At 45.5% G+C, this 20290-nt stretch carries 21 protein-coding genes; 2 read left to right on the forward strand and 19 right to left on the reverse strand.

From position 1 onward, the window contains the following. Position 1: 1 nt before the first annotated feature. The 11 genes from ANCC_RS11180 to ANCC_RS11230 all read right to left on the reverse strand — a co-directional run bounded on the left by ANCC_RS11180 (position 2) and on the right by ANCC_RS11230 (position 9539). Positions 2–997 carry a dihydroxyacetone kinase subunit DhaK gene (locus tag ANCC_RS11180; RefSeq protein WP_006565865.1) on the reverse strand — a complete coding sequence of 332 codons (996 nt, stop codon included), beginning with the start codon at positions 995–997 and terminating at the stop codon, positions 2–4. Continuing rightward, positions 994–1641 (reverse strand): dihydroxyacetone kinase subunit DhaL, encoded by a 648-nt coding sequence (gene dhaL / locus ANCC_RS11185; RefSeq protein ID WP_006565866.1) that lies wholly within the window; start codon positions 1639–1641, stop codon positions 994–996. The genes ANCC_RS11180 and dhaL overlap by 4 nt, the downstream gene beginning before the upstream one ends. Beyond that, entirely contained in the window at positions 1642–2490 is an 849-nt protein-coding gene (locus ANCC_RS11190; RefSeq protein ID WP_039946196.1) for a sugar phosphate isomerase/epimerase family protein, read from the reverse strand. 13 nt (positions 2491–2503) lie between these two features. Further along, positions 2504–3796, reverse strand: coding sequence for a PTS ascorbate transporter subunit IIC (locus tag ANCC_RS11195; RefSeq protein ID WP_006565868.1), 1293 nt, complete (start codon positions 3794–3796; stop codon positions 2504–2506). Between the two features lie 11 nt (positions 3797–3807). Further along, entirely contained in the window at positions 3808–4104 is a 297-nt protein-coding gene (locus ANCC_RS11200; RefSeq protein WP_006565869.1) for a PTS sugar transporter subunit IIB, read from the reverse strand. Between the two features lie 19 nt (positions 4105–4123). Beyond that, a complete protein-coding gene (locus tag ANCC_RS11205; RefSeq protein WP_050754274.1) occupies positions 4124–4561 on the reverse strand; it encodes a PTS sugar transporter subunit IIA in 438 nt (145 codons plus the stop codon). 220 nt (positions 4562–4781) lie between these two features. Continuing rightward, a complete protein-coding gene (locus tag ANCC_RS11210) occupies positions 4782–5006 on the reverse strand; it encodes an alpha/beta-type small acid-soluble spore protein (RefSeq protein WP_006565871.1) in 225 nt (74 codons plus the stop codon). 113 nt (positions 5007–5119) lie between these two features. Beyond that, the gene (locus tag ANCC_RS11215) at positions 5120–5392 is read right to left on the reverse strand and encodes an acylphosphatase (protein WP_006565872.1); all 273 of its coding nucleotides are present in this window, start codon (positions 5390–5392) and stop codon (positions 5120–5122) included. Between the two features lie 12 nt (positions 5393–5404). Further along, positions 5405–7435, reverse strand: a complete 2031-nt coding sequence (recG, locus tag ANCC_RS11220; protein ID WP_006565873.1) for an ATP-dependent DNA helicase RecG — start codon at positions 7433–7435, stop codon at positions 5405–5407. Positions 7436–7524: 89 nt separating this feature from the next. Beyond that, a complete protein-coding gene (locus ANCC_RS11225) occupies positions 7525–9165 on the reverse strand; it encodes a DAK2 domain-containing protein (protein WP_006565874.1) in 1641 nt (546 codons plus the stop codon). Between the two features lie 17 nt (positions 9166–9182). Continuing rightward, entirely contained in the window at positions 9183–9539 is a 357-nt protein-coding gene (locus tag ANCC_RS11230; protein WP_022260796.1) for an Asp23/Gls24 family envelope stress response protein, read from the reverse strand. 190 nt (positions 9540–9729) lie between these two features. On the opposite strand from ANCC_RS11230, the gene rpmB reads away from it, so the two are divergent. Then, positions 9730–9915, forward strand: a complete 186-nt coding sequence (rpmB, locus tag ANCC_RS11235) for a 50S ribosomal protein L28 (protein WP_006565876.1) — start codon at positions 9730–9732, stop codon at positions 9913–9915. 76 nt (positions 9916–9991) lie between these two features. On the opposite strand, the gene ANCC_RS11240 is transcribed toward rpmB, so the two are convergent. From ANCC_RS11240 to ANCC_RS11275, 8 genes are all read right to left on the reverse strand, one after another. Next, on the reverse strand, positions 9992–10129 hold the full coding sequence (locus ANCC_RS11240) for a hypothetical protein (protein WP_006565877.1): 138 nt from the start codon (positions 10127–10129) through the stop codon (positions 9992–9994). Between the two features lie 113 nt (positions 10130–10242). Beyond that, positions 10243–10620 (reverse strand): GerW family sporulation protein, encoded by a 378-nt coding sequence (locus ANCC_RS11245; protein WP_006565878.1) that lies wholly within the window; start codon positions 10618–10620, stop codon positions 10243–10245. A 4-nt stretch (positions 10621–10624) separates the two neighbouring features. After that, positions 10625–11539: a DUF2953 domain-containing protein gene (locus ANCC_RS11250; RefSeq protein WP_006565879.1), complete on the reverse strand. Its 915-nt coding sequence runs from the start codon at positions 11537–11539 to the stop codon at positions 10625–10627. A gap of 4 nt (positions 11540–11543) precedes the next feature. Continuing rightward, positions 11544–11855, reverse strand: coding sequence for a hypothetical protein (locus ANCC_RS11255; protein WP_006565880.1), 312 nt, complete (start codon positions 11853–11855; stop codon positions 11544–11546). Positions 11856–11903: 48 nt separating this feature from the next. Further along, positions 11904–13337: a pyruvate kinase gene (gene pyk / locus ANCC_RS11260; RefSeq protein ID WP_182483074.1), complete on the reverse strand. Its 1434-nt coding sequence runs from the start codon at positions 13335–13337 to the stop codon at positions 11904–11906. A gap of 61 nt (positions 13338–13398) precedes the next feature. Then, positions 13399–14283: a rhomboid family intramembrane serine protease gene (locus ANCC_RS11265; protein WP_006565882.1), complete on the reverse strand. Its 885-nt coding sequence runs from the start codon at positions 14281–14283 to the stop codon at positions 13399–13401. Positions 14284–14295: 12 nt separating this feature from the next. Next, positions 14296–15228 carry a magnesium transporter CorA family protein gene (locus tag ANCC_RS11270; RefSeq protein ID WP_022260798.1) on the reverse strand — a complete coding sequence of 311 codons (933 nt, stop codon included), beginning with the start codon at positions 15226–15228 and terminating at the stop codon, positions 14296–14298. Positions 15229–15314: 86 nt separating this feature from the next. Continuing rightward, on the reverse strand, positions 15315–15659 hold the full coding sequence (locus ANCC_RS11275; RefSeq protein ID WP_006565884.1) for a lytic transglycosylase: 345 nt from the start codon (positions 15657–15659) through the stop codon (positions 15315–15317). Between the two features lie 201 nt (positions 15660–15860). Here ANCC_RS11275 and ANCC_RS11280 point away from each other — a divergent pair, with 201 nt between their 5' ends. Then, positions 15861–20075, forward strand: a complete 4215-nt coding sequence (locus tag ANCC_RS11280) for a 2-hydroxyacyl-CoA dehydratase (protein WP_006565885.1) — start codon at positions 15861–15863, stop codon at positions 20073–20075. Positions 20076–20290 lie beyond the last annotated feature (215 nt).

The following is a 20290-nucleotide window of genomic DNA, read 5'->3' on the forward strand; positions in this document are numbered from 1 at the left end:
CTTACCACGGAAACGCTGCTGTGTCCGTTTTCCGGTTCCAATATGTTTCCATCTCTGGATCCATTCGGCAGACAGAAAGGGCAATCCCAGCCATTTCCTGTGTGGTCACAAAGTTTCCTGTCAATGGCCGCAGAAGTTTAATCCCTTTTGATTTTAAAAATTTTCTGACTTCGTTATAAAAAATCATTAATTCCATATAGGTAGTCCTCCCGCATCCGTTGACAAACACTGCCATCCGTTCTCCTTCGCTCCACTCCATGTCCTCCAGTATCTTTTCCGTCATAAATACAGCCGTCTTTTGGGCAGATTCATATTTCATCACACAGGCCGCAGCTTCTCCGTGCACTCCGATCCCCATCTGTATTTCATCTTCCCCGATCTGGAACATAGGCTCTTTACTCAGAGGTGAGATACCCGGAGAGAGAGCTGCTGTTATCGTCCTTGTCCGGTCCCTTGTTCTCTCAGCTATTTCTTTTACTTCCAAAAGTCCTTTCCCTTCTTCAGCACAGGCGCCTGCAATCTTGTATGTAAAAACAGTTCCTGCAGTACCCCGTCTCTGTCTGAACTGTGAAGCCGGAGCCGATAAAATATCGTCATATAAAAGAACACTGTCCACTGCAATTCCGTCTTCCTTTGCCATATCCACGGCCATCTCTGAATTCATCACGTCTCCGGCATGATTAGAGATAAGCACAAGCACTCCGCTGCCTGTGTCCGCCTCTTTTATAGCTGACAGAAGATGCATTGGTCCGGGGGCAGAAAAAATATCCCCATATGCATTTCCATCCAGCATTCCTTCACCGACAAATCCGATGCAGGCTGGCTCATGTCCGGCTCCATTGCCGATCACGATTCCCGTTTTTCTCTGCTGTTTTATATTTTTTCGTGCAATCACCCGGCTGTCCGGTACCTTCTTTACAATATCCCCGTATATACTTATAAATCCTTCTATCGTATCATCCACAATAGAAGACACATCGTTGATAAATTTTTTCATAAATTTCCTCCAGATATAAAATCAGAAATCTTATTAAACAAAAAATACGTTGACGTAGCTCCGGCATCCTGATGACCCACAGACTTTTCCCTCAGATACTGGGATCTCCCTCTCTTTGCTTCCATGGAAACAGTCTCCTTCATGCCCCTCTTGGCCGCCGTCACTGCGTTCTTCATTCCCTCTAAAAGACTGACCCCTTCTTCTTTCGATTTCTTCAATTCCGCAGCAGCCGGCTCCAGAGCATCCACCATTGTTTTGTCTCCCGGCACAGCCCCTCCAAGATCCATGATTTTTAAGAGCGCCTGTTCAAATCCATCTGTAAACTCTTTCAGCCCAATTTCTTTTTTCCCCATGCATGTTTTCCCAAGCTCCGTAAAAATACTCCCGAATAAAGGTCCGATAGCTCCTCCCATAGCTCCCATGAGATTTCGTCCAAACATTTTAAAATATATACCGGCATCTTCGGCAGCAATGTTTTCTATCGCCTCTTTTCCGGCTGCGAATCCTCTCGCAAGAGTCATCCCATGATCCCCGTCTCCGATTACAGCATCATAGGAAGATAACTCTTCCTTTTTCTCTTCATAAAAATCAGCCAGCGAGATCAACAGTTCCCGTACCTCCGTTGTTGTCACTATATCCTTCATTTATCTTATCTCCTTTAATATCTCCCTCATAAATGACAGACCTTTTTTGGCAGTCTGGATTCCGTCTGTATCTGTATTCCTCCATGTGTAAGTTCCCGATGCCACTTCTCCTCCCGGTGCCACAAAACATTCCAGAGTAAGCCATCTGTCATATCCTGTCTCATCCAGTACCCGGCACACCTGTAAAAAATCAATCTGCCCGCTGCCGGGATAGGATCTCTGATTGTCTCCCATATGTACATGGCGGATATGCCCTGCTCCGTCTCTTAAAGCCTGTTCCATGTCTGCTTCTTCTATATGTGCATGATAGGTATCGAAGTGCAGTTTTACATTCTGATGCCCTATATCATTCACAAATTCTTTCCCTTCCAAAACAGTGTTAAACATAGATCCTTCGTAACGGTTCAGAATCTCCAGGGCCATAACCACCCCCATTTTTTCTGCATAATCTCCCAGTTTATATAACAATTCTTTTGAATACTTTATCCGGTCTTTCATACATTCCCTGTCTGCCGTCATTCCCCATGCCGCATTCAGCACTCCTGACAGTGTGTCACTGCCAAATTCCGAGCACAATTCCAGACATCTTTTTATATGCGTGATGCCATTTTTTCTCACATCGGGATCTGTTGAGGATATATCCGCAGATACATTCAGCCCGGTACCGCATGTACACAAGATCCCCGAAGCATTCAGAGCTTTTTGAACCTCTTCCTTTTTTACCTCAAAAGGATCAGGCAGGGGGATTTCTACACCGTCATATCCAAGCTGTGCCGCTCTTCTGATCCATGGACCCGGCGGTTCCTGCCACTGTTTCATAAAAGTTGATAAATGCACTCCCAATTTCATAATAATACCCCTTTTAAAGTCCAAAAATCTTTGTGATACCTCTCAAAAGCAAAGCTAGTATTGAAAAATCATTTCCTCCGAATGCCTGTACAAAATCCGGAACCGTATGTGCCAGAATCATGATAGATCCCGCTTCCAGGATAATAAGTAAAAATCCGCAGACGATCGATGCCAGAACGGCTCCTCTTCTTCCTCCTGTAGCATTTGCAAAGACGATGGCAGGACCCACATCAAAGAAACAGGCTACTGTCAGCGGTATAACAGCTACGGAAAATATTCCGCTGGCCCCCATCAGCACAATGGCTGCAATAGAAGCGATCATGGATACCACAAACCCAATGAGTGTTGCATTCGGCGCAAACGGAAATATCATCGGGCAGTCCAAAGCCGGAATTGCATCGGGAACCAATTTTTGTGCAATGCCCCGAAATGCGGGGATCAGTTCTCCAAGCATAAGCCGCACCCCGGTGAGAAGCACCGTAAGTCCTGCACCAAATGTAAGTCCCTGCATCAAACCGAATACAATACCGCTGGCCGCAGCGCCGTTTCCTGCCCCAAAAGCCGCTTCCCTTCCCGCAGGACCGATGATGATGCCCACCACCGTATAGATTAAAAACATGACGATCCCTGTTGTGATGGTTGTTTCCCTCAAAAAATCCAGGGACTCCGGCACCTTGATATCTTCCGTGGACTTTTCTTTATTCCCAAACAGTTTCCCAATGTATGCGGCAAGGATGCTTAACCCTACACAGGAATGGCCGATCGTAAAAGTATCATCTCCTGTCACCTGTTTTACAAAAGGACGGATCAGCCAGGGAGTCGCCACAATATAAACGGTAGTGGCCAGCGTTGCCATGACGATCAGCACCGTTCCTTTCAGCTGTGCTTCCACACCTACCGCCACACTGATAAAAGCGATCCAGAAAAAAATATGTCCTGTCAGAAAAATGCTCTTAAACCTTGTAAATCTTGCCGTCAGACAGTTTAAAATAAACGCCAGAACCATCACCAGACCAATGAGAGATCCATATTGGACAATAAATTCATTCATCCCCGGAGCACTTTTCCCCAGGTCTCCCTGTATTGCAAACATTTTGGTAAATGCTGCGGCCAGCGGTGCCATGGATGCCGAAATAATATCGACCGCTTTCATCAATACAATTACACCCAGTATGGTTTTCACTGTTCCTTTCATAATGTCACTGAAAGATGCTCTTTGCAGCAGAAGCCCTGCCAGGGCAATCAGCCCTAAAAACAACGGCGGCTGCCGGAAAATATCATTTACTATAAAATTTATCACTGCCATATTCTCTCCTCCTATCTCTTTTCAATCAGCATTTTAACCGAATGTAATCCTTTTTCTTCAAGTTCCTTCATGTCAAGAAAATTCTGTATTTCAATCATCGGTACCTGAACCTTGCCCGCAAGCTGTTTCCCAATTTCCTTCGATGTGAAAATAATATCACATGGTTCAGACGCCGCCGTAGAAACATCTGCGGTGCACACCTGGGCGGCAATCTGATGTTTTTTCATCAGATCGTCAATCTTCATCCTCAAAACCATGCTGCTGCCCACACCAAATCCGCAGACTGCTAAAATCTTTATTTTTTTCATTTTCGTTCCCTCCTTTTGATCATTTGCAGTTCATCAGCTGATAAATTGTTTCACTGTCTGTCTCTGCCCGGAGTTTTTCCAGATTCTTTTCCTGTTCCAAAAAACGTATAATCTCTGACAAGCCTTCTAAATGCCCAGTGCTGTCAGTGGCACCAAATGCAAATACCACATACACAGGATCATTTTCCCCTGCCCCGAAACTGACCGGATGTTTCAGCGTGATCATGCTCAGACATTCTTTTTTCACCAGATCAGAGGGTCTTGCATGGGCAAAAGCGATCCCCGGAGCAATTACGATGTATGGTCCCAGCTGTTGAACCGCTTCGATCATCTGTGTCACATACTCCTCCTCGATGCTCCCTTCATCAAGTAAGACCTGTCCTGCCTTTCCTATTGCTTCCCTCCAGTCTTTTGCGGCAACTCCGGTTTTAATGTTATGTTTTTTTATGAATTCCATAATGCACCTCAATTTAAGTTTTCTTGTCATCACCTTGTACTACTATTAGAACATGAGACTGAAAAAAACAAAATACCAATTCCTTACGAAAAACATTGCAAAGATTTGTGTCCTGAAATGCAAAAGGAGCAGTCAGAACTGACGCTCTGATTGCTCCTCTTTTTTCTTTCGTTCTCTCATCGAAATTACGAGTAAAAACTGATTCGTTTGTATCCGTTAACTAACGGCCAGACATTTCCTCTTCCTGTCTGCGGATCATTTTACGAACCATTTCTCCTCCAACAGAACCTGCCTGAGCAGTTGTTAAATGTCCGTTGTATCCTTCTTTTAAGTCTACACCGATTTCATTAGCAACCTCGAATTTGAATCTGTCCAGTGCTTCCCTAGCCTCTGGAACTTCCACTCTGTTGTTTCCTTTGCTGTTTGCTGAAGTACGTTCTTCCATTTTGAAAGACCTCCGTTTCTTTTGTTGTTTTTTGTTACGAAGATAGTATGTTTAATAACACAAAAGATACACTGAGAGTTTTTACATGGAATAACATTTTTTTCTTTGGAATTTTAATACTTTACTTTAAAGTCCTTTTCTCCCTCACAGAGCGGACATTCTTCAGCTGTTACATGGTCAATCCGCATAAACCGATGGCCGTGCTTCATGGATTCTATAAAATCTTCAATCTGTTTTTTTGTTCCCTGGGCTTCTGCAGTGACAGAACCGTCATACATATTCTTCACCCATCCTGTCACATGAAACTGTGCGGCATTCATCTGTGCAAAATACCGGAATCCGACTCCCTGGACTCTTCCCGTAAACCGCAAACGTACACGAATCATAGCGAACCTCCTTTATATCCTGTTGGCAAGCGAAATCTGTTTTTCCAGACGGCTGTTTTTTAATGTGGAGAAATCAAATTCTTCCTCACACAGCTGATGTACTGCATCGCTTGCCTGTTTTAAAAGATCTGCATTGGTATAAATATCGGCCAGGACAAAATCCATCATCCCGCTCTGACGGACTCCGAAAAAGTCTCCCGGTCCTCTGAGCTTCAGATCCTGATTGGCAATGTAAAATCCGTCGTTGGACTTATTTAACACTTCCAGCCGCTCCATCGTTTCTTTCTTTTTTACTCCGCTCATAAAAATACAGTAGGACTGGTGTTCTCCCCTCCCCACCCTGCCTCTCAGCTGATGCAGCTGGGCGAGGCCGAACCGCTCGGCGTTCTCCACCATCATGACCGTGGCATTGGGCACGTTGACACCGACCTCAATAACTGTGGTAGACACCAGGATCTGGATGCTGCGCTCCGAAAATTCATCCATAATCTTCTGCTTTTCCTTTGGTTTCATTTTACCATGAAGCACCCCGATCTGTATACTGGGAGGAAACTGTTCTCTCAGCATATTGGCATACTGAATCACATTTTCACCCTCCATGGCCTCGCTTTCCTCCACCATTGGGCAGATAATATAGATTTGCCGCCCCTCTGCCACCTGCTTCTCCATGAATCGATACGCATTCGGACGGTAACTCTGATTGACAACACAATTTTTAATTGGAAGACGGTTCTTCGGCAGCTCATCGATGACGGACACATCCAGATCTCCGTACATAATGATCGCCAGGGTCCTCGGTATCGGAGTGGCACTCATAACGAGGACATGGGGTTCCTTCCCCTTCTTTGAAAGGATCTCTCTCTGCCGGACCCCGAATCTGTGCTGCTCGTCCGTGATAACCAGAGCCAGCCGGTCATACTCCACAGCATCCTGAATCAGGGCGTGGGTCCCGATAACAATATCATACTCATGGTTTTTAATTCCCTGATAGATTTCTCGCTTTTCTTTCGCCTTTACAGATCCTGTGAGCAGCGCCGCAGACACGCCGAACGGTCCAAGAAGTTCCTGAAAGGTCTCGTAGTGCTGGCTTGCAAGCACTTCTGTCGGAGCCATCAGAACGCCCTGATACCCGGCCTTCGCGCACATCAGAAGAAGGATCACCGCAAGGATCGTCTTCCCTGATCCCACGTCTCCCTGTACGAGACGATTCATGACCTTCTCCCCCATTAAATCCTTCTGCATCTCCAGAAGAGCCCTTTTCTGTGCTCCGGTCAGTTCATAAGGAAGCGACTGGATCAGCCTGTCCGCCTCGCCGCATACCGGGATCGGATAACGGTTTTTTTCCTCCCGGTGCTCCTGTTTCATCAGGTTCATCCCCGCCATAAAAATGAAAAATTCATCAAAGATCAGTCTCTTTTTCGCCTCCACCAGCGTCTGTTTGTCCCTTGGAAAATGGACATTCCAGATGGCTTCACTGTAATCCATCGGACGGTATTTTTTAAGAATCTGCTCCGGGAGATATTCCCGGATACCCTTTATATACTCCTCCGTCTGCATGACGGCCTTGCTCACTGTTTTATTCGTAATCCCCGATGTCAGCGGATAGACCGGCTGTAAAGTCTGCTGCTTTGCGCTGTAATCCTCCTCTTTAAAAATCTCCGGGTGCTCCATCATCAGACGGCCGTTTTTAAAAACCGCTGTCCCAACGAAAATATAGTCCTCTCCCCGGTGAATCTGTTTCTTTAAGTATGGCATATTAAACCAAGTAAATGTCATAGTGCCGGAACTGTCCCTTCCGAGACAGGAGACAATCTTTAATCCTCTTACATATCGGATATTCACATCTGATGTAATCCTCACCTGTACTGCGGCCCTCTCTCCTGCCGTCAGTTCAGAGAGCAGGACAGGGTCTTCATAGGTCAGATAGTATCTGGGATACATAGTGATCAGGCTGTCCACAGTCTCGACTCCCAGCTTTTTAAATCCGTTATATGTTTTCTCACCGATCCCCTTCAGGCATTGGATATTTGTATCCCCGTTCATAAATCAACTACTCCTCTATAAATACGGACCTCCCCGTGGAAAAGGAAAAGGGAACAGTATCTGCTCCCTTTTGATTGTCCATTCTTTTCTTATTCTACAGACAGCAGGAAATAATAAATTGGCTGTCCTCCATATTCCATCTGGACCTCGCAGTCCGGATACAGTTCCTCTGCCTTTTTCGAAAGCTTCACAGCCTTCTCCTCCGGCGTCTCATCCCCGTAGTATATACAGATCAGTTCGCTGTCCTCGTCCACCATACTGCGAAGGAGTCCCAGCGTCACCGCTTCTACATCATTCCCAACTTCCTGAATGCCGTTGTCGTCAATCCCCATAATATCATCGACTTTGATCGTCTTGCCGTCAATGGTCGTATCACGGACTGCGTAAGTGACTTCTCCGGTTTTTACACCGTTCATCATCTCGGTCATGGCAGCCTCATTCTCTTCCACGCTGCTTTCCGCCTCAAATGCAATCAAAGCAGAAATCCCCTGCGGTACCGTCTTGGTCGGAATGATAATGATCTCTTTCTCTTCCACGAGGGCTTTCGCCTGCTGGGCAGCCAGTATAATATTTTTATTATTCGGCAGGATGAACACATGATCCGCATTGACCTGAGCAATCGCATTGAGCATATCTTCCGTGCTCGGATTCATGGTCTGTCCGCCTTCGATCAGATAATCTGCCCCCAGTTCTCTGAATATGTCGTTGAGACCGCTTCCGATTGAAACCGCAACAAATCCCATATCCTTTCTCGGAGCCGGTTCTTTTTCCTCTGCCTGACGGCTCAGGTTCAGGCGCTCCTCATGCTCTTCCCGCATGTTGTCGATCTTCATGCTGGTCAGTGCACCGTAAGAAAGTCCCTTTTCAATAGCCTTACCCGGATGATTCGTGTGGACATGCACCTTCACGATGTCTTCATCCGCCACGACTACAATGGAATCTCCCATACCGGTCAGATAATCCTTAAACTCCTGTTCCTGCGCCGAACCAAATTCTCTGTCCAGCATGACAATAAACTCTGTACAGTATCCGAATGTAATATCCGCCGTTTCTCCGGATGCGGCTCCCATCGGTTTTTGCACCGGTCTGGAAACCGGCTCAACTTTCAGATCCACTTCCTTACCGAGAAGAACATCATAGGCTCCCTGAAGAACTTCCAGGAGTCCCTGTCCGCCGGAATCCACAACCCCGGCTTCCTTTAAAACAGGCAGCATCTCCGGCGTCATCTGGAGTGCTGTGTTGGCTTCCTGCATGACATTTTGGGCAAACTCTTCAAAATCGTCTGTCTTCTTTGCCGATCTCAGGGCGCTGTCTGCCGCCGCCTTGGCAACGGTGAGGATCGTTCCCTCTTTCGGCTTCATAACCGCCTTGTAGGCAGTGTCCACAGCCTTCTTAAAGCCCGCGGCCACATCTCTGGTTGTCAGTCTGTCCAAATATTTGATCTGTTTTGTAAAGCCCCGAAACAGCTGGGACAGAATCACCCCTGAGTTTCCTCGGGCTCCTCTTAATGATCCGCCCGAGATAGCCTTTGCCAGCTCCTCGATCGTAGGATCATCTATCGCACCGACTTCTTTTGCCGCCGACATGATCGTCATCGTCATATTGGTTCCCGTATCGCCGTCGGGCACCGGGAATACATTCAATTCGTTAATATGCTCTTTATGAGCTTCCAGTCTCTTCGCTCCGCCAATAAACATCTTTTTGAGCAAAGCTGCGTCAATCTGCTTCATTTATCCTGCCTCCGTAATTATCCTATATCTTTCACACCTTCAACGTATACATTGATCCGTTCCACTTCCAGACTGGTGAACTCTTCTACCCTGTATTTCACAGAAGACATCAGGTTGTCCGCTACCGCAGAAATGGATACACCATAAGAAACAATAATGTGAAAATCTATGGAAATTTTGTTGTTCTTCACAGAGACAAAAACACCTTTTCTTATATTATCTCTGGTCAGCAGCTTTACGATTCCGTCTTTCATATTGACCATTGCCATGCCGACAATACCAAAACAACCAAGGGCACAAATCCCGGCATACTTGGCAATCACTTGATTTTCGATAGAAATCTCGCCGTTCTTCGTATTCATATGTCCTTTCATCGCTTTACCTCCATACTTCGTATTCTTGTGCGCCCACACAGCTCATTTTACCCGGAACGCTACTTAGATTATACTATTTACCTCTGAAAAAGAAAAGAGAATTTCTTCTTGATTTTTAGAAATCAATCTGGTAGAATGAAATAGTTGTCAGTCCCGGAGAGGGATAAGATCGAGTTAAGGAGGTGCTAACATGGCAAAATGTGCTATCTGCGGAAAAGGCGCTCATTTTGGTAATGCAGTCAGTCATTCACATAGAAGATCAAATAAGATGTGGAAATCAAATATCAAATCTGTAAGAGTGAAGGTAAACGGTGCAGCTAAAAAAATGTACGTTTGTACTTCTTGTCTGAGATCAGGTAAAGTCGAAAGAGCGTAATCTTTCCCGATTATTATAAACCTAGGGAGCTGGAATATCCGGCTCTTTTTTTCGTTTCAGATAAGATTCCTTCTGTTTACTGAAAAAACAGAAAATAAGACAGAGTGATACTCACCCCGGTCATTGCAAACTGTGTAAAATCTCTTTGGATGAACATTCCGATAAACAGCCCGAGGCCAAAAAAGAAAAAAGCGACTCCGCAAACACGTTTCATACATACACACCTGATTTAAGCTTATTAGCTAGTATATGCAGAACAACACAAAGTATTGAATAAAAAATACCCTGTATTACAGATTTCTGTTCATACAAGGTATTTTAGGGAGGTTATCGTTCGTTCTCTAAGTCTTCTACTATATCTTCCAGTGTCTCTTCTTTTTTTGTAAATTTGTCAATCACATCAGGAACCATGTCCAATAGTTTTGTAATCGTTTCCTGATTCTTAACATTCACAAGCTTCGTCTGTCCGTCACGGATCACAAGAACCGCACTTGGCGTCATCTTGCCCCCGATACCTCCGTATCCCCTGGCTTTCCTGTCTCCACGGAAATCCCCGGCTCCCATGCCGAAAGAGACGTCTACCAGAGGCAGAATGATCGTATCCTTCACATAGATGGGATCTCCAACTACGGTTTTTGAAGTCATAAATCCTTCGATTCCCTGAAATAACGAGTCCACGGTCTCATTAAACTTTTCTTTGTTCATAAAACTAACCTCCTATTGTTCTCATAATGCGTTCCTTCTGTCTCCAAAGCTCCTTATCGCGGTAAACATCCCATAAGATCTTCAGAAAATGAAACGCGTATATCCGGCCTGAAACTGTCAGTGCGGCCTCAAATCTGGCTTCCGTAAAATCCGGCTCCACAGACAGTCTGTCGTTAAACAGCGGCATAAAAGCACTGACAGCAGCGAGTGTCTGTCCTGTCATGGCGGGATCATCAAAGCCGAAAGCCACGTCTCCCGAAAATTTCTTCGGCAGAAAATGCCTGATCCCTTTTTTTCCGTATCCAAATAAGCGTTTGACTACACGGATCAATTCCTCATCTTCCAGCAGTTCTTTGAAAGATTCTGCCTGTTTCAAGGCAGCTTTTATTCTCCGATACAGACGCTTACCTGTATTATAACATCTTTGAAAGAAATTTTTCACCCTTTTTCTGAGCGGCAGCTTCCCGGACGGTTCTTCTATGACAGAGTCAAACTCTTGACCGTCTCCGGTATAATCCAGAATATCCCCTGAAAAGCCTGTCTCTGAATCAGCCGGGTGTCCGGCTGCTTCCCGGGGCACTTCTGCCCGGTCTCTTATATCCTTCCCAGATTCTCTGATTTCTACCACATCATCAGCCGCTTTCCTGTTTAGCAGCGACCATCTTTCCTCATCCGAGTGATAGACAGGAAATCCCAGGATCCTTAAAGATACCGCCGGTTCCTCTCCCTCTTTCCATGACACCTTCATTCGCAGAAAAAAGAAAAGCCATGATACCCTGGCTTTGGCCCATTTCTCCCAGCCATTGTAAACTCCCCGGGCGCGGTAGCCTGCCGGTGCGAACAAGATCAGAAGCAGGAACACGAAGATACAGAGAAGAATGATTCCTATGATTTTTAAAATAATCCATAAAGCTGCCATCGTCTCACCCCTCTTCAAAAAATTCCGGTATCCGAAACATGGAATCCTGTTGTCTGATGTCTTCCACAATCCTTCTGAGCACCACGAAAGCATCCTGTTTTGACACGGCACATCCCACGACTGTGACATCCTTTTTTCTGTAATAATCTTTCAGCAGTTCCCGGTATTCGTAAATCTCCAGCACTCCCACGTTTCCAAGAGGAAGCGTAATACAATACAGCGAAGGAATGCTCTTTCCTTTTACAATCCGCTTTATTAACTTTTCTTTCGTTATCGTTAAAATTTCCGATATGTAAAACTTTTCAGCAGCCTTCATATATTCACCTTACCAAAAAGGGGATGTTTTCACACCCCCTGATCCTTTTTATTCGCCGATTTTTACAACTTTCAGCATGTTTGTCACACCTTTTCCGCGGTGGTCTGCCGGACCGCCTCCGGTCAGAACGAGAATATCATTCTCCTGAGCAAGATCTGCACTCAATACGATCTCCGTAGCCTCATCCAAAAGTTCCCTCGTAGATGACGCCTTGTGAGATTTGAACGGACGCACGCCCCAGTAAAGCTGCATTTTGCGCACGACAGCCTCATCCGGAGATAATCCGATGATCTGTGCATCCGGCTTAAACTTGGATACGATTCTTGCCGTAAATCCTGACATACTGGAAGCCAGAATACATTTTGCATTGATGTTATGGGCAGTCTGTACTGCGGAGTAAGCAACTGCCGCTGAGATTCCCCGGCTCACATAGATAGAACGGAAATCCTTGATCTTCGTATCCAGGTGCAGCTCTGTTGAGATAGCAATCTGATTCATCATCCTGACTGCTTCCACAGGATATTTCCCTTTTGCAGTCTCCCCGGAAAGCATGATCGCGTCGGTACCATCGTAGATCGCATTGGCAACGTCTGTTACTTCTGCTCTCGTAGGACGAGGGTTGCGGATCATGGAATCCAGCATCTGAGTAGCAGTGATTACCGGTTTAAATGCGTTGTTGCACTTTTTGATGATGGCTTTCTGCATGAAAGGAACTTCCTCTGCTGGAATTTCCACACCTAAATCACCTCGGGCTACCATGATTCCGTCAGAAGCCTGGATAATGGACTCGATATTTTCTACACCTTCTACATTTTCGATCTTAGAAATGACGCCTACTTCCATATTGTGAGCTTTCACAATCTCTTTGATCTCATTTACTGCGTCAGCATTTCGGATAAATGAGGCAGCGATGAAATCAATGCCGTTTTCCAGTCCGAATTCAATGTCGCTCTTATCTTTTTCTGTGATAGAAGGAAGATTTACACGCACATTTGGTACGTTGACCCCTTTGCGGCTTCCCAGAAATCCACCGTTAACTACGTCACATACGATATCGGTTCCGTCTTTGATCTCTTTGACTCTCAGCTCGATCAGCCCGTCGTCGATCAGAATCGTGTTGCCTTCTGCAACATCCTGAGGAAGCTCTTCGTATGTAATTCCTACGATAGAATCATTTCCTTTGATATCTCTTGTGGTCAGAACAAATTCCTGTCCTTCTTTTAATTCCACATCTCCGTCTGTATCCAAAAGTCCGGTACGGATTTCCGGTCCTTTTGTATCCAATAAGATCGCAATCGGAATATTCAGTTCTTCACGGAATCTTTTAATCCTCTTGATCCTTCCAAGCTGTTCTTCATGGTCACCATGAGAAAAGTTTAATCTCGCAATATCCATTCCTTCCAGCATCAGCTGTTTGAGCACCGCGTCGTCATCCGTCGCAGGCCCCATTGTGCAAACAATTTTTGTTTTTTTCGTCAGCATAGTTAATCTCCTTTTCATAACAATGTATAATAAATTAATCTATAAAAAATTAATTATTTCCTTATTTATCTTTCTTCACATGGACATGTGTAAACAAATGATCCTGACAATATTCATAATTACCCTCACACTTTGAACAATAGCGGAATTCCAACGTGGGATCATCCAGTTCTGTGCGGTGGCAGACGGCACATTCATGCCTGGCGCCGTTCTTTTTCGGCTCCACGTGTCCGGCAGGTTCCCCAAACTGTGCTTTCCTCTTTCTCTGTCTTACCTTTTGGCCGAACATCGCTCCCTTTGCCTTCATTTTCTTTGTTGAGAAAAAGAACAGAACAAAATTCAGCAAAGCGACTACTATTGATACTTTAATCGAAATTCCCGTAACTGTAAAGTCTGTTGCAATAAAAAATGTATAAAACAGGTATGCGGCGTCAAGATATGCCAGCCACTTTACCTTCATCGGAATGATCATATAAAACAATACCTGCATGTCCGGGAACATCATTGCATAGGCCAAAAACAGAGATAAGTTCAGATAGAAGGTATCCATCTGCACAAACATGGCATTAAACTCTCCCCCTGATAAGACAAGAATCAGGTATGTAAGAAATGCTCCTGAAATGGTCCCGAGCACACCAATCATATAGTACATGGTAAATCGGAAACTTCCCCAGACCTGTTCCAGCGATGATGCGATAGAATAATAAAACAGCAGTACAAAAATCATAAAGAACAAGTTGGTAGACGGTGCGATCAGAAGGAACGTAAAAATCCTCCAGACTTGTCCGTGCAGTATAAGGTATGGATTCAGCGTAAACTGACTGTACAGCTCCGGCGCGGCAAACTGAACCATGATCCCTACGACATATAAAAGAATAATATACTTTGGAAGTCCCGGAATAGAAAACCTCCCAAACTTCCTCTCCAGCTTATTTAACCAATTCATAAGAAACCTTTCCTAAAATGTTTTTTTCTTTCCTAATACAATACTTCCGATCACCGTCAGCACCAAAGACACTCCTACCAGTCCGAAAAATCCAAACGGGCTGTCCGCAAACGGCACAGGCACGTTCATTCCCCAAAAACTTGCGATCATGGTCGGTATGGACATGACGATCGTGATCACGGCCAGAACCTTCATGACAATATTCAGGTTGTTGGAAATTACAGATGCATAGGCATCCATCGTTCCGCTTAAAATGTTGCTGTAAATATCGGACATCTCGATCGCCTGTTTGTTTTCGATGATGACATCATCCAGCAGTTCCTCATCTTCCGGATACTGTTTGATTTTTTCGATCTTTAACAGACGCTCTAACACCAGCTCATTTCCCCTCAGTGATGTAGAGAAATAAACCAGTGACTTTTCCAGTTCCAAAAGCTCGATGAGCTCCTGGTTCTTCGTAGATATATGGAGCTGTTTTTCGACTTCATCACTCTTTTTATCGATGATCCGCAGGTACTGGAGGTAAAGGGAGGCATTCCGAAACAGGATCTGTAAAATAAATCTGGTCTTCTTATATGTCCAGAAATTCCGTACCCTTCCCTCTTTAAAATTAGAGAGCACCGGCGTGTCCATCAGACAGATGGTAATCAGGCACAGTTCCGTCAATATGATCCCGCATGGAATCGTCACGAAGTAGTTCTTCTCTTTTCTCTCCTCTGTGATCGGCACATCCACGATGATCAGCGTATAGTTGTCCTCAACCTCAATACGTGAGCGCTCTTCTTCATCCAGCGGTGCTTTTAAATGATCCAGATCGATCTGGTACTTCTGGGAGAGTTCCACCAGTTCCGTGGCCGTAGGGTCTACCACGGAAATCCAGCAGCCCTCTATGGGCTCAGATATTTCATTGATCCGGCCGTCCATTGTCCGAAAAATCTGTATCATTTGAGTCTCCTTCCACTCCGCTGCGGTCACAGGCAGATGAGATCATCCGCCTGTTTTCCACGAGTTCACGTTTCATTATAGAGATATTATTTCTCTTTGTCAATTAAGAGCACTGTCCCGACAGGAAGGGTCAGTTCTCTGACGCTTTTGTTTGATTTTGCTAATTTTTCAAAGGAAACATTCTTATTTTTCATAATATTCATCAGAGTGTCTCCTTTTTTCACTACATATGGCTCAAAAGCACCCGAAATCACCGGTCCCGCTGACGGAATACATAATTCATCACCAATCTGCAGATTATAAATGTTCACATAGGGATTTTTCCTCATGATCTCCCTTACACTCACATTATATTGTTTTGCGATTTGATACAAGGTATCTTTTTCCTTAATTACATAAACTGTTCCATTACAGTTTCCCCGTTCTGCCATATCTTATACTTTCCTTTGCCTTTTTATTATAGACTATGCCTTGTTTTTTATATGTTTCCGATTTATTTTAGTGAATTTTTTTCTCATCTCCATTTTCTCCGCCTATTTAATAGGTAAGAAGACCGCACTTGAATCTTGTTATTTCAAAATCTTTATTTTATAATAAGACTACTATCGAAAAGGAAAGTAGGTTACAGTTAGATGAAACGATTAGGAATTGATATCGGCTCTACCACCGTCAAAGTAGCGGTGATCGATGAGCAGCACAATATATTGTTCTCAGACTATGAGAGACATTATGCAAATATACAGGAAACACTGGCATCACTTTTAAGAAAGGCAAAAGATCAGATCGGAGACGTCACTTTTGCCCCAACAGTCACAGGCTCCGGCGGGCTTTCTATTTCTTCTTATCTGGAAATCCCGTTCTGCCAGGAAGTTGTCTGTGTCTCCACGGCTCTCCAGGACTATGCCCCAAGGACTGATGTCGCCATTGAGCTGGGCGGCGAAGATGCTAAGATCATTTATTTTACCAACGGCATTGATCAGAGGATGAACGGCGTCTGTGCAGGAGGCACGGGCTCTTTTATCGACCAGATGGCCTCTCTGCTTCAGACCGATGCAGCGGGACTCAATGAATATGCAAAAAACTACGATACGATCTACCCTATCGCAGCCCGGTGCGGTGTATTCGCGAAATCAGATATTCAGCCTCTGATCAATGAGGGAGCAACAAAAGAAAATCTTGCGGCTTCTATCTTTCAGGCAGTGGTAAACCAGACCATCAGCGGCCTGGCCTGCGGAAAACCGATCCGCGGCAATGTTGCATTTCTGGGAGGTCCGCTCCACTTCCTCTCCGAATTAAAAGAGGCATTTATCCGCACACTCGGCCTTGAAGGAGAGGCGATCATTGCCCCGAATCATTCCCATCTGTTTGCCGCTGTAGGTGCCGCTCTGAATGCCCGTGAGGAAGTGACAACCAATTTCACGGAACTGCTGGATCATTTTAAAAGAAAAATTGAGCTGGGCCATGAGGTAGACCGCCTGGAACCTTTATTCAAGGATGAACAGGAATACCAGATGTTCCTTAAGGAGCATAACCGCCACATCGTAAAGCGCGGAGATCTTTCTACATATGAAGGCAGCTGCTATCTTGGGATCGATGCCGGTTCTACTACTACCAAAGTAGCTCTGGTCAGCGACAGAGGCGACCTGCTGTACAGCTATTATACAAATAATAACGGAAATCCTCTGAATGCGACTATCGATGCGCTGAGGGAAATTCATGCACAGATGCCGGACACGGCACACATCGTATCTTCATGCTCCACAGGCTACGGGGAACACCTGATCAAGGCTGCACTCAATCTGGATTACGGAGAGGTGGAGACCATTGCCCATTATTACGCGGCAGCATTCTTCGATCCGAACGTGGACTGTATTCTGGATATCGGCGGACAGGATATGAAATGTATTAAGATTAAAAACGGAGTCGTGGACAACGTACTTTTAAATGAGGCCTGTTCTTCCGGCTGCGGATCTTTTATTGAAACTTTCGCAAAATCGTTAAACTATTCTGTCCAGGACTTTGCAAAAGTCGCTCTGACAGCCAAGACACCGATCGACTTAGGTTCCAGATGCACTGTATTTATGAATTCCAAAGTAAAGCAGGCCCAGAAAGAAGGCGCCAGTGTCGGTGATATTTCTGCCGGTCTTGCGTATTCTGTCATCAAAAATGCTCTTTTAAAAGTTATTAAACTGACAGATCCAAAATCGCTCGGAAAACACATTGTTGTCCAGGGCGGAACCTTCTACAACGACGCCGTACTGAGAAGTTTTGAGAGGATCTCCGGCTGCAGCGCCATCCGTCCGGATATCGCCGGCATCATGGGTGCCTTCGGAGCCGCCCTGATCGCAAAAGAGCGCTTTAAGACAGAACACACGAAGACACAGATGCTTCCTATGGAAGAAATCTTCGCTCTCTCTGTGGATACTTCTATGACCCGGTGCAAAGGCTGTACCAACAACTGTCTTTTAACGATCAACAAGTTCTCCAACGGCGGCCGCTATATCACTGGTAACCGCTGTGAGAGGGGCATCGGCGGCAAGGCGAATAAAGACAATATTCCGAACTTGTATGAGTATAAATTAAAACGTACCTTCGGCTACGAATCCATCCCTGCCGAAGAGGCAAAACGCGGGGTTATCGGTATCCCCAGGGTTTTAAATATTTATGAGAACTATCCGTTCTGGCACACGTTCTTCACAAAGCTTGGATTTTCCGTGGTCCTGTCCCCTGAGTCTTCCAGGAAGATTTATGAGCTGGGCATCGAATCCATCCCGAGTGAATCCGAGTGCTATCCTGCAAAGCTCGCCCACGGACACGTGATGTGGCTCATTAAGCAGGGCATCAAGGATATTTTCTACCCGTGCATTCCTTACGAACGGAATGAGACCGAAGAGGCCAATAACCACTATAACTGTCCGATCGTCACTTCTTATGCCGAAAACATTAAAAATAACATGGAAGAACTTCGGACAGAAAATATAAGCTTTATGAATCCATTCCTGGCCCTGGACAATGAAGAAGCCTTAAAGCCAAGACTTTTTGAGGAGCTGGGTGAAAAATACGGCATTGACGCACCGGAGATCAGCGACGCTGTACGTGCTGCCTTTGACGAACTCGACAGCGTGAGAAAGGACATTCAGAATCAGGGTGAGGAAGTTCTCGCTTATCTGGCAGAGACAGGGCGCACCGGAATTGTCCTCTGCGGACGTCCGTACCACATCGACCCGGAGATCAATCATGGAATTCCGGAACTGATCAATTCCTACGGCATTGCCGTGCTGACAGAAGATTCTATCTCCCACCTTTCCAAGGTGGACCGGCCGCTGAACGTATCGGACCAGTGGATGTACCATTCCAGGCTCTACGCGGCTGCCAACTACGCCAAATCCAACAAGCAGCTGGAAGTGATTCAGCTGAACTCCTTCGGATGCGGCCTGGACGCGGTCACAACAGATACCGTCAACGATATTCTTACCCGTTCCGGAAGGATCTACACGGTATTAAAGATTGATGAGGTCAATAACCTTGGGGCAGCCCGAATCAGGATTCGTTCTCTGATCAGTGCCGTCCGTGTCAGAAAAAAACATAACATTGAGCCGAAACCGGTATCTGCTGCCATGAAGAGAGTTGAATTTACGAAAGAGATGGCAAAGGAATACACGATCCTGATCCCGCAGATGTCTCCGATTCACTTTTCTATGTTGGAACCTGCCTTAAAATCCTGCGGCTACAAAGTCAAAGTACTGAAACAGCGGGGAATGAAGGATGTCAACACAGGACTTAAATATGTCAACAATGATGCGTGCTATCCTTCTCTGATTGTCATCGGACAGCTGATGAATGCACTGTTGTCAGGCAAATATGATACAGACAAGATCGCCCTTGCGATCAGTCAGACCGGAGGAGGCTGCCGTGCAACGAGCTACATCAGCTTTATCCGCAGGGCTCTTGAGAAAGCGGGTTACGGACACATTCCCGTCATCGGAATCAGTACCCAGGGTATTGAGAAAAACAGCGGATTCAAGCTCACTCCGGGCCTTTTAAACCGTGCGGTCCAGGCTATCGTCTACGGTGATCTGTTCATGAGAGTCGTCTACCGCACCCGCCCGTATGAAAAGGAAAAGGGCTCTGTGAACCGTCTGCACAAGCGCTGGGAAGCCAAATGCAAGAGGGATGTCATGAAAGGAAATCTTTCTACTTTCAAGAAGAACATTAAAGGCATCATCCGCGACTTTGATAAAATTCCTCTGACGGATGAAAAGAAGCCGAGAGTCGGTATTGTAGGTGAAATCCTCGTAAAATTCCTGCCGGATGCCAACAATCATCTGGTAGAACTCCTGGAGCGGGAAGGCGCAGAGGCTGTTGTCCCTGACCTTTTGGACTTCTTCATGTACGGTTTTTACAACAGCAATTTCAAATACCGTTACCTCGGAAAATCAAAGAAGACGGCGATCATATGTAATTCCGGAATCTGGATCGTGGAACAGTACCGGAAAACATTAAGAAAAGAACTTGCAAAGAGCAAACGTTTTGATGAACCGGCATACATTAAGGACCTGGCTGCCTACGCCAAACCGTTCGTCTCCATCGGAAATCAGACCGGTGAGGGATGGTTCCTGACCGGCGAGATGGTAGAACTGATTCACAGCGGTGCGCCGAACATCGTCTGCACCCAGCCGTTTGCATGTCTGCCGAATCATGTGGTAGGAAAGGGCGTGATCAAGGAACTTCGCCAGGCTTTCCCTGAATCCAACATTGTTGCCATTGACTACGATCCGGGTGCCAGCGAAGTCAACCAGATCAACAGGATCAAGCTGATGCTGTCGGCGGCGGTTAAAAATATGTGACATTTTCTGCATGATTTCCGTTCGGCTCTTAGAATGCCTCACTCCAATCATGCAGAAAATGAATATAGTATCTGCCGGAGAAAGCTGCCTGCTGAACAATAGTGGTGTTTCCAAATAATATTTTACGTTCTTCAAGGTATTTCCCTTGAATATTTCGACATATTGTGATATTATCATTTTATACAAAAGAGAAAAAACAGCAGTCTGTGATTTGC

This window comes from Anaerostipes caccae L1-92, assembly GCF_014467075.1.
Classification (GTDB): domain Bacteria; phylum Bacillota; class Clostridia; order Lachnospirales; family Lachnospiraceae; genus Anaerostipes; species Anaerostipes caccae.

What these genes read in the sequence shown, in the direction of transcription:
- ANCC_RS11200 (WP_006565869.1), bottom strand. Translation starts at nt 4,104, where the DNA reads ATGAAAAAAATAAAGATTTTAGCAGTCTGCGGATTTGGTGTGGGCAGC.
- ANCC_RS11255 (WP_006565880.1), bottom strand. Translation starts at nt 11,855, where the DNA reads ATGAAGGCTGCTGAAAAGTTTTACATATCGGAAATTTTAACGATAACG.
- ANCC_RS11275 (WP_006565884.1), bottom strand. Translation starts at nt 15,659, where the DNA reads ATGGCAGAACGGGGAAACTGTAATGGAACAGTTTATGTAATTAAGGAA.
- ANCC_RS11215 (WP_006565872.1), bottom strand. Translation starts at nt 5,392, where the DNA reads ATGATTCGTGTACGTTTGCGGTTTACGGGAAGAGTCCAGGGAGTCGGA.
- rpmB (WP_006565876.1), top strand. Translation starts at nt 9,730, where the DNA reads ATGGCAAAATGTGCTATCTGCGGAAAAGGCGCTCATTTTGGTAATGCA.
- ANCC_RS11195 (WP_006565868.1), bottom strand. Translation starts at nt 3,796, where the DNA reads ATGGCAGTGATAAATTTTATAGTAAATGATATTTTCCGGCAGCCGCCG.
- ANCC_RS11230 (WP_022260796.1), bottom strand. Translation starts at nt 9,539, where the DNA reads ATGAAAGGACATATGAATACGAAGAACGGCGAGATTTCTATCGAAAAT.
- recG (WP_006565873.1), bottom strand. Translation starts at nt 7,435, where the DNA reads ATGAACGGGGATACAAATATCCAATGCCTGAAGGGGATCGGTGAGAAA.
- ANCC_RS11265 (WP_006565882.1), bottom strand. Translation starts at nt 14,283, where the DNA reads ATGAATTGGTTAAATAAGCTGGAGAGGAAGTTTGGGAGGTTTTCTATT.
- ANCC_RS11205 (WP_050754274.1), bottom strand. Translation starts at nt 4,561, where the DNA reads ATGGAATTCATAAAAAAACATAACATTAAAACCGGAGTTGCCGCAAAA.
- pyk (WP_182483074.1), bottom strand. Translation starts at nt 13,337, where the DNA reads ATGCTGACGAAAAAAACAAAAATTGTTTGCACAATGGGGCCTGCGACG.
- ANCC_RS11210 (WP_006565871.1), bottom strand. Translation starts at nt 5,006, where the DNA reads ATGGAAGAACGTACTTCAGCAAACAGCAAAGGAAACAACAGAGTGGAA.
- ANCC_RS11245 (WP_006565878.1), bottom strand. Translation starts at nt 10,620, where the DNA reads ATGAACAAAGAAAAGTTTAATGAGACCGTGGACTCGTTATTTCAGGGA.
- ANCC_RS11270 (WP_022260798.1), bottom strand. Translation starts at nt 15,228, where the DNA reads ATGATACAGATTTTTCGGACAATGGACGGCCGGATCAATGAAATATCT.
- ANCC_RS11280 (WP_006565885.1), top strand. Translation starts at nt 15,861, where the DNA reads ATGAAACGATTAGGAATTGATATCGGCTCTACCACCGTCAAAGTAGCG.
- ANCC_RS11240 (WP_006565877.1), bottom strand. Translation starts at nt 10,129, where the DNA reads ATGAAACGTGTTTGCGGAGTCGCTTTTTTCTTTTTTGGCCTCGGGCTG.
- ANCC_RS11250 (WP_006565879.1), bottom strand. Translation starts at nt 11,539, where the DNA reads ATGGCAGCTTTATGGATTATTTTAAAAATCATAGGAATCATTCTTCTC.
- ANCC_RS11190 (WP_039946196.1), bottom strand. Translation starts at nt 2,490, where the DNA reads ATGAAATTGGGAGTGCATTTATCAACTTTTATGAAACAGTGGCAGGAA.
- ANCC_RS11225 (WP_006565874.1), bottom strand. Translation starts at nt 9,165, where the DNA reads ATGAAGCAGATTGACGCAGCTTTGCTCAAAAAGATGTTTATTGGCGGA.
- ANCC_RS11180 (WP_006565865.1), bottom strand. Translation starts at nt 997, where the DNA reads ATGAAAAAATTTATCAACGATGTGTCTTCTATTGTGGATGATACGATA.
- dhaL (WP_006565866.1), bottom strand. Translation starts at nt 1,641, where the DNA reads ATGAAGGATATAGTGACAACAACGGAGGTACGGGAACTGTTGATCTCG.